The organism is Mucilaginibacter sp. 22184 (assembly GCF_052045695.1).
Taxonomy (GTDB): Bacteria; Bacteroidota; Bacteroidia; order Sphingobacteriales; family Sphingobacteriaceae; genus Mucilaginibacter.
Genome location: NZ_JBQEPI010000001.1, coordinates 425,877 through 440,716, shown reverse-complemented (window position 1 = coordinate 440,716; position 14,840 = coordinate 425,877). Strand labels below are relative to the sequence as shown.

Annotated in this window: 16 protein-coding genes; 10 read left to right on the top strand and 6 right to left on the bottom strand. The window is 45.0% G+C overall.

The window, feature by feature from the left end:
* Positions 1–351 precede the first annotated feature (351 nt).
* Together msrA and msrB are read left to right on the top strand one after the other, a co-directional pair.
* Positions 352–987, top strand: coding sequence for a peptide-methionine (S)-S-oxide reductase MsrA (gene msrA, locus ACTJKG_RS01820; RefSeq protein ID WP_253952245.1), 636 nt, complete (start codon positions 352–354; stop codon positions 985–987).
* A gap of 4 nt (positions 988–991) precedes the next feature.
* Entirely contained in the window at positions 992–1,513 is a 522-nt protein-coding gene (gene msrB / locus ACTJKG_RS01815; RefSeq protein ID WP_172335958.1) for a peptide-methionine (R)-S-oxide reductase MsrB, read from the top strand.
* Positions 1,514–1,671: 158 nt separating this feature from the next.
* On the opposite strand, the gene ACTJKG_RS01810 is transcribed toward msrB, so the two are convergent.
* On the bottom strand, positions 1,672–2,421 hold the full coding sequence (locus tag ACTJKG_RS01810; protein ID WP_172335959.1) for a DeoR/GlpR family DNA-binding transcription regulator: 750 nt from the start codon (positions 2,419–2,421) through the stop codon (positions 1,672–1,674).
* 97 nt (positions 2,422–2,518) lie between these two features.
* On the opposite strand from ACTJKG_RS01810, the gene ACTJKG_RS01805 reads away from it, so the two are divergent.
* Together ACTJKG_RS01805 and ACTJKG_RS01800 are read left to right on the top strand one after the other, a co-directional pair.
* Entirely contained in the window at positions 2,519–2,968 is a 450-nt protein-coding gene (locus tag ACTJKG_RS01805) for a DUF1569 domain-containing protein (protein ID WP_172335960.1), read from the top strand.
* 19 nt (positions 2,969–2,987) lie between these two features.
* Positions 2,988–3,521, top strand: a complete 534-nt coding sequence (locus ACTJKG_RS01800) for a 5' nucleotidase, NT5C type (RefSeq protein WP_440738177.1) — start codon at positions 2,988–2,990, stop codon at positions 3,519–3,521.
* Positions 3,522–3,725: 204 nt separating this feature from the next.
* Here ACTJKG_RS01800 and ACTJKG_RS01795 read toward each other — a convergent pair whose 3' ends face one another.
* Positions 3,726–4,022, bottom strand: a complete 297-nt coding sequence (locus ACTJKG_RS01795) for a Dabb family protein (protein ID WP_172335962.1) — start codon at positions 4,020–4,022, stop codon at positions 3,726–3,728.
* A gap of 139 nt (positions 4,023–4,161) precedes the next feature.
* On the opposite strand from ACTJKG_RS01795, the gene ACTJKG_RS01790 reads away from it, so the two are divergent.
* Positions 4,162–5,064, top strand: a complete 903-nt coding sequence (locus ACTJKG_RS01790) for a metallophosphoesterase family protein (protein ID WP_440738176.1) — start codon at positions 4,162–4,164, stop codon at positions 5,062–5,064.
* Here ACTJKG_RS01790 and pdxR read toward each other — a convergent pair.
* Positions 5,054–6,544: a MocR-like pyridoxine biosynthesis transcription factor PdxR gene (pdxR, locus tag ACTJKG_RS01785; protein WP_440738175.1), complete on the bottom strand. Its 1,491-nt coding sequence runs from the start codon at positions 6,542–6,544 to the stop codon at positions 5,054–5,056. The genes ACTJKG_RS01790 and pdxR overlap by 11 nt on opposite strands.
* A gap of 97 nt (positions 6,545–6,641) precedes the next feature.
* Here pdxR and ACTJKG_RS01780 point away from each other — a divergent pair, with 97 nt between their 5' ends.
* The 5 genes from ACTJKG_RS01780 to ACTJKG_RS01760 all read left to right on the top strand — a co-directional run bounded on the left by ACTJKG_RS01780 (position 6,642) and on the right by ACTJKG_RS01760 (position 9,682).
* The gene (locus tag ACTJKG_RS01780) at positions 6,642–7,208 is read left to right on the top strand and encodes a Crp/Fnr family transcriptional regulator (protein ID WP_172335965.1); all 567 of its coding nucleotides are present in this window, start codon (positions 6,642–6,644) and stop codon (positions 7,206–7,208) included.
* A gap of 94 nt (positions 7,209–7,302) precedes the next feature.
* On the top strand, positions 7,303–7,803 hold the full coding sequence (locus tag ACTJKG_RS01775; RefSeq protein ID WP_440738174.1) for a DoxX family protein: 501 nt from the start codon (positions 7,303–7,305) through the stop codon (positions 7,801–7,803).
* 19 nt (positions 7,804–7,822) lie between these two features.
* Positions 7,823–8,251 carry a cupin domain-containing protein gene (locus ACTJKG_RS01770; RefSeq protein WP_440738173.1) on the top strand — a complete coding sequence of 143 codons (429 nt, stop codon included), beginning with the start codon at positions 7,823–7,825 and terminating at the stop codon, positions 8,249–8,251.
* A 1-nt stretch (position 8,252) separates the two neighbouring features.
* Positions 8,253–9,275, top strand: a complete 1,023-nt coding sequence (locus ACTJKG_RS01765; RefSeq protein WP_172335968.1) for an EamA family transporter — start codon at positions 8,253–8,255, stop codon at positions 9,273–9,275.
* A gap of 26 nt (positions 9,276–9,301) precedes the next feature.
* Positions 9,302–9,682, top strand: a complete 381-nt coding sequence (locus tag ACTJKG_RS01760; RefSeq protein WP_172335969.1) for a DoxX family protein — start codon at positions 9,302–9,304, stop codon at positions 9,680–9,682.
* Between the two features lie 163 nt (positions 9,683–9,845).
* On the opposite strand, the gene ACTJKG_RS01755 is transcribed toward ACTJKG_RS01760, so the two are convergent.
* The 3 genes from ACTJKG_RS01755 to ACTJKG_RS01745 form a co-directional block, all read right to left on the bottom strand.
* Entirely contained in the window at positions 9,846–10,259 is a 414-nt protein-coding gene (locus ACTJKG_RS01755) for a VOC family protein (RefSeq protein WP_172335970.1), read from the bottom strand.
* Positions 10,260–10,489: 230 nt separating this feature from the next.
* Positions 10,490–11,575: an efflux RND transporter periplasmic adaptor subunit gene (locus ACTJKG_RS01750; protein ID WP_172335971.1), complete on the bottom strand. Its 1,086-nt coding sequence runs from the start codon at positions 11,573–11,575 to the stop codon at positions 10,490–10,492.
* A 4-nt stretch (positions 11,576–11,579) separates the two neighbouring features.
* Positions 11,580–14,840, bottom strand: coding sequence for an efflux RND transporter permease subunit (locus ACTJKG_RS01745; protein ID WP_440738172.1), 3,261 nt, complete (start codon positions 14,838–14,840; stop codon positions 11,580–11,582).

Genomic DNA, 14,840 nt, shown 5'->3' with positions numbered 1-14,840 from the left:
GCGAAGAGAGGGTGGTCCAGCGAAGCGTAGACCGGGTGAGTCGATCATGCATCATGCGGTGTTTAATCAAAGGCCATTACTTTTTCAACAGCAAAACCCACTTTATTTATAAAGCGGGTTTTGCTGTGTCAATATATTTCATAAAACCTCGTAATCTTGCTGTAAGGTTTACCCACTTTAGCCGACTAAGCGTTAAAACAATGATCAGACTTAAAGAGTATTACTAAAGCAGATTGTCAGCCAATCATCACATTCAGCAAAATAGAATACATTTCATTAACCATGGGCAAACTTATTACGTTAGTTGTAATAGAATCCTAAGAAAGTATAAAACGTATAAATAAAATATCAATGAAAAAGAATATCGTGCTTTTAATGCTATTCATGGCCAATTGCGCTGTTGCCCTCGCCGCAACGGGTAATAAACCGGTTACCGGTAATTTACACGGCCCAAAATTGGATACGGCCACTTTCGCTACTGGCTGTTTCTGGTGCACCGAAGCCAAGTTTCAACAGTTAAAGGGTGTAAAAAAAGTAATCTCGGGCTTTAGTGGCGGGCATGTGGCCAACCCGAGCTACGAGCAGGTTTGTACCGGTACAACCGGGCATGCCGAAGCTTGCAATATTATCTATGACCCGGCGCAGATCTCCTTTGACGAGTTGCTGGAAGCCTTTTTTGTTGCCCATGACCCTACCCAACTTAACCGCCAGGGTAATGATGTGGGTACGCAATACCGCTCGGCTATATTTTATCACAATGCAGCTCAAAAGCAAAAAGCCGATTATTACATCGGCAAGCTCAATACCGAGAAAGCTTATAAAAGCAATATCGTAACCCAGGTAGTGCCTTATAAAGTATTTTACAAGGCCGAAGATTATCACCAGAACTATTTTAACCAAAATGGTAGTCAGCCTTATTGCAAATACGTGATACAGCCCGAGCTGGAAAAATTCAAAAAGGTATTCAAAAACAAATTGAAATCATAAACTAATGAAGGCAATAATTTTAGCATGTGTATTGGTGCTTTTCTTTGGAGCAGCTAATGCCCAGAACCTGAAAAGCAATAAAGGGCACGAAAAGAACCCGTATTACTCCAATACCGATACCAAAAAACTAAACGTAAGCGACGCGGAGTGGAAAAAGATATTACCGCCAGATTTATATGCTACTGCGAGAGAACAAGCAACAGAGGCCCCGTTTACCGGGCAGTACTGGGATAAAAATGCCAAAGGTACTTACTATTGTGCCGTATGCGGAAATGAACTGTTCCGGTCCGACGCTAAATTTGCCAGCAATTGCGGTTGGCCAAGCTTTTACCAGGCTGTACGTAAAAACAGCGTGATTTACCGGGAAGATGATTCGCATGGGATGCAACGTACCGAAGTGCTTTGTGCCCGGTGTGGCTCGCACCTGGGGCATATTTTTGATGATGGCCCGGCGCCAACCTATAAAAGGTATTGTATGAACTCCATCTCGCTTGATTTCGCTCCTGATGGGTTGAAAGCTAAATAGAATTGGAATAGAATAAAGATATAAGAGGCAAGAATCAAGAGCCTCACCCAACCCTCTCCATCCCGATAGCTATCGGGAGAGAGGGCTTTAAAATAATCTTTTTAAAGTCTCCCCCATTGGGGGAGATTTAGAGGGGCCTCTTGATTCTTGATTCTCTCTTACTTAATCAATATCCCTGCTTCTTTAAATCCACTCAGGTCTGTTGTGGATGGATCTTTTTCGGTAACAATAACGTCGATAGCATTAGCCGCGCATACATAATATGGGTCCGACGCACCTATTTTATCGTAGGTGGATAGGGCGATAACATATTTTGATGTTTCGATCATGGCCCTGTCAACCAGGCTTTCCTGGTAAGTAAAGCCGGTTAGGCCCAGCTTAAGATCAATGCTGCAAATACCCATCAGACACACATCTGCCCTGAAATTACGTATGGCCTCAATGGTTTCATGCCCGGTAGTTGAAAACGCATGTTTGTTAAGCTCGCCGCCAATAAAAAAAACGGTAACATGGGGGTAATCCTCTAAAATAGATACCACCGGGAAGCTGTTGGTAACAACGGTTAGGCTGATGTCTTTTGGCAACGCGGCAATAACCGCGGTGGTGGTGGTACCTCCATTAAGAATGATAACCTGCCCGGGTTTTATAAATTCTAAAGCTTTTTGCGCTATTACTTTTTTATGATGTGTATCAATATGCTGACGTTCCTTAAAATGGGGATGTACTGGTGAACTCATAATGGCGCCACCCCGAACAGCTTTTAAGAGGCCCTTGTCTGATAATTCTTTGATATCCCTTCTAACCGTGTCTGTCGACACATTGAGCAAGCGGCTCAGATCGTCCAAAACAACTTTATTGTCCTGGGCAATCTGTTCAATTATTTTTTGAAGACGTTCTTCTTTCAGCATAAGAACAAATATAAGGATAAATTGCTTATTGCAAATTATTGCATTAAATTCATATTTAATTTGCAATAAATTGATATTTATTGCATAATATTGCAATATGAAAAATCTATTTAACCAAACCGACACATCTGAAATCCTTGATCGTGTTGAACATTTAAAGCCCACCCCAAAGCCGCTTTGGGGCAAAATGGAGATTGCGCAAATGCTGGCTCATTGCTCAGTAACACTGCAAATGGCTAATGGCGAAAAGAATTTACCAAGAACTTTTTTAGGCTGGATCTTCGGACGGATGGCCCAAAAGGAATATTTTAACGAAAAACCTTTTGCGCAGAATGTGCCATCAGACAAGCATTTGAAAATTACTGACAACAGGGATTTCGCGACAGAAAAACAAAGACTAATAGCATATATCAAAAAATTCCAGGCTGCCGGCGAAAATGGGGCAACCAAGCACCCACATCCTTTTTTCGGGGAGCTTACACCGGCTACCTGGGGCGTTGGTATGCATAAACATCTTGATCATCATTTACGACAGTTTGGAGCTTAAAGAATAACAACAATAAAACATGAAGAAATTAAAAAGAATTGCAGTAGATATGGACGGCGTTTTGGCAGATACCGATACGCAATATTTAACCTGGTACTACAATACCTATGGTGTGCAGATCCCTTATGAACACATGGTAGGTAAGCCCGAAGGAGAAGGTTTCCCGGAGGAAGGCGCCATACGCAAGTTTATATTATCACCTGGCTTTTTCCGTACCCTGCCGGTGGTTCCGGGCGCAGTGGAGGCTATCAGGGAACTGATGGAGGATTACGAAATTTTTATCGTATCGGCGGCCATGGAATTCCCCTTATCACTGCCCGAAAAATATGAGTGGCTGCAGGAGCACTTTCCATTTATACCCTGGACCCATATTGTTTTTTGCGGTGATAAAAGCCTCATCAATACCGATTACATGATCGATGATCATCCTAAAAACCTGGATAAATTTAAAGGGACAACCATTATGTTTAATGCTGCACATAATGCCAATATTGATCATCATCAGCGGGTACGGTCATGGGCAGAGGTATTAACTTTATTAAAAAAAAAATGATCTGATACCCGAAATAGAATAATAGATAAACCAAAACCCCTTGAAATTACCGTAAATATAATGAAAACGGCAGAGCGCCGTTATAGAGCTAATACCAGATACTTATCTTATTCTATCTATAAATACCGATCAACTTTACTCAATCTCAGCAAACCCGCTTTATGTTAATATAAAGCGGGTTTTGTATGTATGGTATTTTATAGTTTATTCGGCATCGTATATCACTACTTTATCAAAGTATACGCGGAAACCATCCAAAAAAGCCAGGTGCAATGGGTGGGTTTGATAAACATCGTGCCCGGCCAGATCATCAAAAAATACGGTTAAGCTAAAAGTATAGGTGGTATCCACAACTGCACGTTCAATGGGGGCAGGTGTACCAATATGTAATGTTTTAATGCTTTCAACGCCTGCTAATGTTTCCAGGCTTTTACGAAAAGCTATTTTTTGATCAGCGGTAGTGTCGGCTTTGAGCCAGAATAAAACGTGGTGTACTATCATTGTTTAAATTTTGACAAATGTAATGAATAGGTATTTTTACCTCATTGGGTTTTATAGATTTTTGTAACAGATTATTTAACCCTGATTTAAGTTAAAATCCAAATGGATAAAGCACCTTTGCATCCATAATTATTGTATTATGCAAAGAAGATCGGCCCTGAAAAATATCGGGGGACTGCTGTTGGTCCCTTCCCTGACATTTGGTAAGACATCTGCAGTAAAAGAGCCCGTTTTGAGGGTAGCTCATTTAACCGATATCCACCTTAAAAATAAATTCGATGCGCCGGCCAGGTTTGCCAAATGCCTGCACCATGTGCAACAGCAAAGCCCCAAAGTTGATCTGGTATTGAATGGCGGCGACGTGGTATTTGATATGAACAAGGAAAATCTCAGCACCATAAACGATCAATGGCAACTAAGCAAATCCATCATGAAGGCCGATTGCAGCGTACCGGTACGTTACTGCCTGGGCAATCATGACATCTGGTGGAACGAGAACGATAAAGGACAAGCTATTTACGGCAAAAAATACTCCATGGATCAGCTGGGCCTTGTTAAACCTTATTATAGTTTTACGCAAAACGGCTGGAAATTCATTATCCTGGATAGTGTTCACCTGGATATTGACAATACCTGGTACATCGGCAAACTGGGCGATGAGCAATTTGCCTGGCTCGAACAGGAATTGAAAACTACCGATCCATCTACTCCGGTGTTGGTGATGACGCATATCCCTATCCTGACAGCCACTAACCTGATTGAGGATAACACCGTGAACCGGTGGACAATGTATGGCGGCGATATGCATACCGATAATGCCAAGATCATCAAACTGTTTTACCAGCATCCCAACGTAAAGCTTTGCCTGAGCGGGCACATCCACCTACGCGAAAAACTGGTGTATAACCATGTTACCTACCTTTGCAATGGTGCGGTAAGCGGTGCCTGGTGGGAAGGCAACCGCAGGGAAACGGCTCCCGGTTATGGGCTTATAGATCTGTATGCCGATGGCAGTTTTACCGAAGATTATATCAACTATTAAGCGATTTTTTAACAGCCGATGTTAATATCCCGGTAGCGGTTTCCAGCTCTTTGGGCGTTAAAGAGGCAAAGCCTAAACGCACCGAAGAGCTGGGAAATGCGGCGTCATGGTAATAACCATTGCCATTACTTACGGACAAGCCCATAACCGCGGCTTTTTCAGCCACTTCACGGGCTTTAATGCCATTGAGATAATTTACCCAAACTGCAAAACCACCATCGGGTATTTTAAAACTAATATGTTCATGAAGCTGCTCTTTGAGCAGGTTACAAAATACATCGCGCCGTTCGTGGTAGGTTTTGTTGGCTTTTTTCAGATGCCGGCCTATATCGCCGTTCTTTAGCAGGTTGGCCATGGCTTCTTCTAAAAGTAATTCGCCCTGCCTGTCAATCAATCTGCGTAAGCGGGCGGCCTGTGTAATTAAGTTGGGCGGTGCCACCATAAAGCCGATGCGGATACCCGGCGCTATGGTTTTACAAAACGAGCCGATATAAATGATACTACCATAGTAATCGGCGCTGGCCAATGGTAAGATGGGGCCGCTTGAGTAATGAAAATCATAATCATAATCGTCCTCAACAATTGCAAAACGGTATTTATGCGCAAGCTCCAGCAGCTGCATGCGCCGTTCAGAACTTAAGGTAACCGTAGTTGGGCGGTGATGATGCGGAATAACATATACCAGTTTTACCTTTTTCTTTTTACAGATAGCTTCCACGGCTTCCAGGTCAATCCCACACTCATCAACCGGAACCAGCGCCATTTGCGCCCCGGCCTGTTCAAAAGTGTGGTTTGCTTCGGGATAGCCGGGATCGGCAGCAATTACCGTATCGTTTTTGGAGAGTAATATCTGGGCGGTGAGGTATAGTGCCATTTGCACACCTTTGGTAATCATGATATGCTCAGGATTAACCTGCAAGCCGCGTGTTTCGCCCAAAAAACGGGCAAGCTCTGTACGCAGGTTTTCGGAACCATACTCCGGGCCATACATGAGATATTGTTGGGTGAAATGATAATTGCCAAAGCGCCGGTATTCGCGTACCATCAGGTCAATTGGAGCTAAGCGGGTATCCGGAAAACCATCGTTAATGACCAGGTTAGCATGATGAGCAGGCTTAAATAATTGGGGAAAGGGGATCCTGTTGTCGTCTACGTCAAAATAGGTTTTTGCATTATAACCACCTGGTTCGGCATGCTCAGATAACTGTCGTGGTTTAATATCGGGGAGGTTCTTAGCTACAAAAAGACCCCGGCGCGGATAAACCTCAACCCAGCTTTGTGCATACAGCTCGTCATAGGCGGCTACCACGGTTTGACGGTGTATGGCTAGTTTTTGCGCCAATGCCCGGCTGCCTGGTAATGCCGAGCCTGGCTTTAATTTACCCTGACGTATCTGGCCAATAATGCCATTGGCAATTTGGAGATAAACCGGTGTTTGCGCAGTTTTGTCAATCGGTATTAAAAATTCGGCTAAGTGCATACTGGACCAGTTGGCTATTGGTTTATGAATGATAAATATAGGCCAATGCTTTTTTATTGGATACAATAAAAACAAAATTTGTACATTAATCGGCATAATGACGGCAGAACTTAGGGCTTTTATAAAACAATACGCGGATCTTGACGAGGATAAGCTGGATGCTGTTACCCAGAAGTTTAAGCAACGCAGCCTGAAAAAGAATGATCTTTTATTGGAGGAAGGCTTGGTATGCTCCGACCTGGTTTTTGTGCAGCAGGGCTGTTTACGACTGTATTATTTGCAGGATGAGGTAGAAATATCGGTGTGGTTTGCTTTTGAATATTCCTCGGCTATTGAGATCTATAGTTTTATCAGCGAAAAACCCTCAAAGTATTTTTTGCAGGCTATTGAGGACACAGTAATATGGTACCTGCCCAAAAGCGAACTGACCAACTTGTATAGACAATACCCGGAAATGCAGGAAATGATGCGCAATTTTTGGGAAGATGTGATCCTTAACCTGCTGGAGCGGTTCACTGCCCTCCAACGGGATTCGGCCGAACAGCGTTACCTCGACCTGCTGACCAAACCTACTTTTCTGCAAAAGATACCTCAGAAATATCTCGCCTCATTCATCGGCGTTACTCCTACGTCCCTGAGCCGGATAAGAAAGAATATCCGCTAACTCAAACTGGACCATCTTCGTTATTATTAGTGGACCACATAAGTGGTCCACAGGCGGCGTACCTTTAAGTGTTATTTAATAAAACACAAAGATTATGCAGCTGACTCAAAATTTTAAACTCCCCTCCCTGTACTTACGCGTAGCCATAGGCTCGGCTTATTTATGGGAAGTTGCCGACCGTTTGGGTGTGTTAGGCGCTCATGGCAGGCCGCATGTAGGCTGGGGCGACTGGCCGCATTTTGTGGATTATGCCCGCCAGGTGATGAGCTTTTTGCCAGCATCGGTAATTCCCGCTCTTGCTACCCTCGCTACCATAGGCGAAGCTGTTTTTGGTTTCCTGATCCTGATAGGTTTGTTCACCCGCCAGGCGGCAATTGGTTCCGGAATTTTAGGATTCTGTTTTGCCTTAGCCATGGCCATATCCTTTGGTATCGAATCGCCGTTGGGTTATTCGGTATTTACACTGAGCGCGGCGAGTATTTTGCTGGCCAGCTTACCATCATATGCCTGGAGCATCGACAGCCTGCTATCACATCAAAAAATCAACAAGCAACTGAGTATTTACCAGGATAAAAACGGTGTAGAAACTGTTTGAGTCCATAAATTTTATAAAAATGAATACATTATTTATCGCTATATTAACGCTTTTGCCCCCATGCTTTGGCAAGTTAAGTACGCCGAAACAGGTACACCATAAAGAGCAGAGCAACATAACTGAAACTTATCTGCTCAAAACCTTGCTCAATCAGCGGGGTATCAACAATAAAGAGGTGCAAATGCTGGTGGTAACCTTTCCGCCGGCAAGTGTGTCTGCCGCGCACAGGCACCCTTTTCCAACTTTTGGCTATTTGCTGGAAGGTGAGCTGGAATCAACTTTTGAGGGCAAAACCTATCATTATAAACCCGGCGATTTATTTTATGAAAAGCCAAACGGCCTGCATGCGGTAACCCGTAATAGCAGCAAGAATAAACCGGCCAAGCTACTGGTATTCTTCATCGCCGAAAAAAATAAACCTACTACCGTACCTGTAAAAACTAAATAATATGAAAACTGCGACTTCAAATAAACCATCAACCTTTTTAGTGGTAATAGCCTTTGTCATTGTTTATGTGGTATGGGGCTCCACCTACTTTTTTATCCAGATGGCCGTACACGGCTTTCCGCCTATGCTGATGGGAGCTGTTCGCTTTTTTACAGCTGGCATATTGTTATTAACATGGTGTCAGTTGAAAGGTGATAAGCTTTGGGTTAAAAGAGATATCATCACTTCGGCCATCAGTGGTTTGCTGATGCTTTTTGTGGGTACCGGTATTGTGTTCTGGGCCGAACGTACCCTGCCAAGCGCTATGGTGGCCATCCTGGTATCGGCCAACCCTATTTGGTTTGTAATTCTTGACAGGATAAACTGGAAAGCCAATTTTAAAAGCCGTACCACCATTGCCGGATTGATACTGGGTTTTGCCGGGGTGATCCTGCTTTTTGGTGAGGCTTTCAGCAAATCATTATCTGGTGCCATAAGCCATGAGCAGTTAACCGGCCTGATCCTGCTGCTGGCCGGCCCTATTGCCTGGTCGGCAGGCTCGTTGGTTTCCAAAAAACGGGGTAGCGATGCTCCGGCAAGGGTAAACACCTCCTGGCAAATGATCATCTCGGGTCTGGCCTTTATACCTGCCAGTTTGTTTGGCCATGAACTGGGTTCATTTCATCTGGCCAGTGTGCCTTTGCAGTCATGGTTGGCTATTGTGTACCTGATATTTTTTGGTTCGATAGCCGCATTCAGCGCATATGTATGGTTATTGAAAGTGCGCCCGGCAACCGAGGTAAGTACGCACTCCTATGTAAACCCGGTTATAGCCGTGTTGTTGGGTATCCTGTTTGCTCATGAAAACATATCAGTACTGCAAATATTTGGCCTTATAGTGATATTAATCAGTGTGTTACTGGTGAACATGGCTAAATATGGCAAAATCACCTTTATACGCTCGTGGTTTAAATTAGGCAGCCGTAATGATAAATTAGTAGAACATTTAAGCCCTGCCCAGCGTACTAAAGTCTGTCTGGATTAATTCGTAATAACCTAAAAAACAATCACATGAATACGAAAAAGATTAACATTGCTTACTGGATTTTTACCATTTTGCTATTGGCCTTTATGGGATTAGGCGCGGTGCCAGATCTGTTGTCGATGCCCGAAGCCCTGGCCATATTTAAGCAATTGGGGTATCCTGCTTACCTATCACCCTTTTTAGGTGCTGCTAAATTACTGGGCGTGATCGCTATTTTAATTCCCGGTTTTCCCAGGATCAAGGAATGGGTGTACGCGGGTTTTGTTTTTGACCTTACCGGAGCTACGTATTCTTCCCTGGCTATAGGCACACCGGTATTACAGGTATTGCCTATGTTAATTGGTTTCGCGCTGATCATAGGGTCCTACATTTATCACCATAAAAGATTAAAGGCTAAACAAGCCTGATCTATTTTAAGAGAATCAAGATACAAGAATCAGGATCCAAGGTAACTTAAAAGCTATTCGATTAAATTTATAGGAATATTCATTTAATGAAGGAAGCTTCAATTGGATTTAAACCACCTTATTGTCTCTGATTTCCTGGCTCCTGATTCTTGTATCTTGACTCTTAATTCTCATAGCTAATCAGCCATTGGTTGCCATATTGATCAACAAGATCGCCAAACAGGCTGCCCCAAAAAGTATCTTCCAATGGATGAGTTGCTTCGCCATTGGTAGATAACCGCGCGTAATAATCCCGGGCCTCTTCCTCTGTATTGCAATTTAATAGTAAGGAAACCGAATTGCCTCTGATCAAGCCAGATTCGGGTACCATATCCGAGGCAGTAAGTATCATATCGCCTTTGGTGAGGGTGGCATGTACCACACAATTTTCCATACAGGGGGGCATGGGCTCATTAAGTGGTAGGGGTAGTTCGCCAACGGTTTGGAAGCTGAGTTCACCTCCAAGGCATTCTTTATAGAAGGTCATGGCCTCCAGGCAATTACCGTTAAAAGTTAAGTATGAATTGATATTTGCCATGTTGGTTTACCTTTAATAAGTACAGATTGATTGACTATACAAAAATGAGTGTTGCAACGCAATTTTGTGGGGGCCTAACACGACAATTGAGCGGGTGAATAACGACAAAAAAGAGAATCAAGAGATAAGAGTCAGGAATCAGGACAAAACGTTTCTTTTCGTCAATTTATATTAGGGCGAAATATATTTTTTCCTCTTGATTCCTGACTCTTATCTCTTGATTCTATTCACTAATTAATCGCCGCCCCGGCTTTCAACTCATCACCCGGGTGATTAATGATCTGGTCGCCGGCTTTTAGGTTACCGAATACTTCGGTAGAGTCATTCCTGGCCAGGCCTTCTTTAATATCAACCAACACGGCTTTTCCCTCTTTAACAGTAACCACATACTCGCGTTCTGTTGAGCGTACAATAGCATTGTTAGGAACTAGCAGGGATTTAGCGCCTGAGAGCATAGGAATACGCACTTCGGCATACATACCCGGCTTTAACTGCCCGTTTTTATTTTGCACATCAATTTCAATAGCTTCGGAGCGCATGCTGCCCAGAGAGTTAGCCGAGCGGCTTATTTTTGCAGTTTGCTGACTGCCTGGCATGGCGTTAAATACAAAGGTAACGGGCTGTTGCAGATCTACCTTGTCCACATAATCCTCTGGGATAAATACTTCCAAACGCATTTTGCTGATGTCCTGCAAAATCAGCATCGGCTGATCGGTTCCTTTGCCGGGTGATACCAACGCTCCGGGCGATACGTTACGCTGAACGATCATGCCGTCAAATGGCGCGCGGATATTCAGGTAATCCTGTATGGTACGTACCGAAGCTACATTGGATTGCTCCGACCGGGCCATAGCGTCATCGGCTTTCATTTTGGCTGAGGCATTGTCCAGATCGAGCGGGGATACCGAGCCGGGTTCTTTGGCGGCCTCTTTTAAGCGCTGGTATTTTTCTTTACTGGCGATGGCGTTTTCCTGGGCCTGCAAAAAACGGGAATTGGCCGCCTGTAATTGAGATTCCATTTCGGGAGCTTCCAGGGTCATCAACAGTTGCCCTTTTTTGACTATGGCGCCACGGTCAACATATAGTTGTTTTACAAAGCCGTTCACCTTGGGGAAAATGTTTACCTCATTAAAAGGCTTTAATTGCCCCGGCAGGCGAGCCTGGCTGGATAGCGCTTTTTCGGTTATGATACCGGTTTCATAGGCTGATTTTTTGCTGGTGGAAACCGCTGCTATATTGACCGGTGTTTGGTTACTGGAGCAGGCTGCCAGCACACTGGTGGCAGCTGCTAATATGATGATTGATTTAAATTTCATGATCTTATACTGTTAAGGTTTCTTCTTCTGTTATTTCGGTTGCGTGTTCGGCAGATTCACCAGGCATTAATGATGGCGAATCGTAGGCGGTTTTGTTTTGTACCCAGGCAAATACCTGCGGTAAAATAAACAGGGCTGCCAGTGTTGAGGCAAATAGCCCGCCGATTACCGCCCTGCCTAACGGGGCAGACTGCTCACCGGCCTCGCCCATGCCCGAGGCCATGGGTATCATACCCGCTATCATGGCTAAACTGGTCATGAGGATGGGGCGTAAACGGATAGATGCGCTGGTGATGGCCGCTTTGGTGGCATCACGATAATCCAGGCGCAGCTTTTCGGCATTGGTTACGATGAGGATGGCGTTGGCCACGGACACCCCCGTCGACATGATCATACCCATGTATGATTGCAGGTTGAGCGTTGAACCAGTAGCCAGCAGCATCAGCAGCGAGCCTAATATTACCGCTGGCACGGTTGACAATACCGTTAACGATACCTTGAACGACTGGTAATTGGCCGCCAGCAACAAGAATATCACCAGGATGGCCAGGCCCAAACCATTCTGCAAACTGCTCAGCGTTTCGGTAAGCAGGTTAGCCATACCATTTTGTGATGCCACCAAGCCCTTAGGTGCTGCACCCAGCGAGTTGATGGCCTTTTGCACATCGTTGGTAGCGGTACCCAAATCCTTTTTATAAATATTGGCGCTGATGGTTACAAAACGGCGAGGCCCAGCCCGGTCATATTCGCCCGGTACGTAGCTGGTAGTAAAGGTGGCGATATCGCTCAATACCGGGCTACTTTGGCCTTTAACCAGTGGGATTTCCTTTAACTGATCCATGGTGTTCATCACATATTCCGGAATTTGCACCTGCACCTGGTAGGTATAGGCTCCTTTTTCATCTAACCAAAGGTTTTTATCGGTAAAACGACTTGATGAGGTACTGGCGGTAACCGAGCGGGCAATATCCTTGATATTAAGCCCCAGCTGCGCAGCTTTTAGCCTGTCGAGCGTGATCTTGATCACCGGAAATTTAAGGGGTTGAGCTATCTGTACATCGCGCAGGTAACTGATGCCTTTGAGCTTGTCTACCACTTTGTTGGCATAGCCTTCAATCTGGGCCATATCCTTACCGGCTACCTGCACCTCAATAGGCGATGATGCACCCTGGCTCATAATCTTCTCGGTCATGTCAATAGGTTCAAAGGTTATGCGCAATTCAGGCAGTTTATAGTGGATGTTTTTACGCAGGGCATCTTTCAGCTCATCCATATTCACCTTGTATTTTTCATCCAGGTTTACCTGCAATACGGCTTCCTGGGTACCAGTATTAAACACATACAGGTTACTGGTTCCATAGGCGGTAGGTACCAGGCCGATATAACCTGAGGTGATCTCCACATGGTTATTCACCGTTTGGTTGATGATCTGCAATACCTGTTTAAAGGCATCTTCGGTACGCTCCAACCGGGTACCATCGGGTTCTTTAATGCGGATCTGGAACTGGCCATTATTGAGCTTCGGCATCATATCCTTACCGATAAAAACAAAACAAAAACCGGCCAGGATGATCACACTAAAAAGGTACACCAAAACAATGCCTTTTTTACGCGGCATGCTCCTGTTAAGCACTCCGATAAGCCACAACTTGATGCGTTCAAAAAGATCGTTCTCTTCGGGGTGTTTTTGTTCGTTATCGAGGTGGTTTTTTACCTGACCTTCTTCCTGCATGTCTAAAGCCTCACCAGCATGAGCGTGAATATCCTCATGATGATAATGCTGATAACGCTCAGCTTTGATGAGCCAGTTACTCAGGATGGGTACCACGGTTTGAGCCAGTACGTAGGATACGATCATGGTTAAACCGATAGATAGCGAAAGCGGTAAAAACATGGCTTTGGGCACACCGGTCATCATAAAAGATGGTGCAAACACGGCCAGGATACAAAGCAGGATGAGTAAAAGCGGAAACGAGATTTCCTCGCAGGCATCATAAATGGCCTGGCGTTTGGATTTGCCCATTTCCAGGTGCTGGTGAATGTTCTCGATAGTTACCGTGGCCTGGTCGACCAGGATGCCGATAGCCAGCGCCAATCCGCTCAGGGTCATGATATTGATGGTTTGCCCGAACATACTGAGCAGTAACACTCCTATCAGGATAGATACCGGGATGGTGATCACCACGATAAGACTGCTTCGCCAATCGCGAAGAAACAATAGTACCATTAAACCGGTGAGTAAGGCTCCCAGTCCGCCTTCGGTCATTAAACTTTTCACGGCATTCACCACAAACACCGATTGGTCAAACTCATAGCTCAGCTTCACATCATCGGGCAGCAGGTTCTGCATTTCGGGCAGTTTGCTTTTGAGGTTTTGCACCACGGCCCAGGTAGAGGCATCGGCGGTTTTCACTACGGGGATATACACCGAGCGTTTGCCGTTGATGAGGGCATAATCCACCGTAATATCTGCAGCATCGGCCACGCGGGCCACATCCTTTACAAAGATGGGTACGCCATTCTGCGTTTTTACGGGGATATCGCCAAAGTTGTCCGGGTTTTTAATGAGCGTGTTCATGGTAGTCAGGAACATCGTATTATCCAGCCTGAGGTTACCTGATGGCGATGTTACGTTGAACTTGGCCAGCGCGTCAACCACTTCATCGGGTGTTAAATTGTAACTGCGCAGTTTATCCGGATCAAGATTTACGGTGATGGAGCGCGCGTTGGCGCCAAATGGCGGCGATGGCGAAAGGCCCGGAACAGTAGCAAACATAGGGCGGATCTTGGTGGCAGCCATATCGTAAATATCCTTCAGACTTCGTGTCGGGCTCGAGAACACCAGTTGACCAACAGGTAAGGAGGAGGCATCAAACCGGACTACCTGCGGCGGCAATGCACCGGGAGGGAAAAAGCTGGATGCCCTGTTTACCTGCAGCGCCACCTGTGCCGAAGCTTCGGCCATGTTAGTACTTTCATAAAAGGACAATTTAATGAGGGTTAAACCCTGTATGTTTTTACTGGTGATGCTTTTAATACCATTGATGTACAGGAACTGATCCTGGAACTTGGTAGAAAAAAAGCCTTCCATTTGCTGCGGCGACATGCCGCCATAGGCTTCGATAACGTATATGGTGGGCAGGTTGAGTTGCGGGAATATATCTATCGGTATTTTTACTGCGCTGAGCACTGAAAATATCAGCAAACTCATGGTGATCACTATGGTAGTGATGGGCCTTTTCAGCGCGGAGGTGACCATTGACAT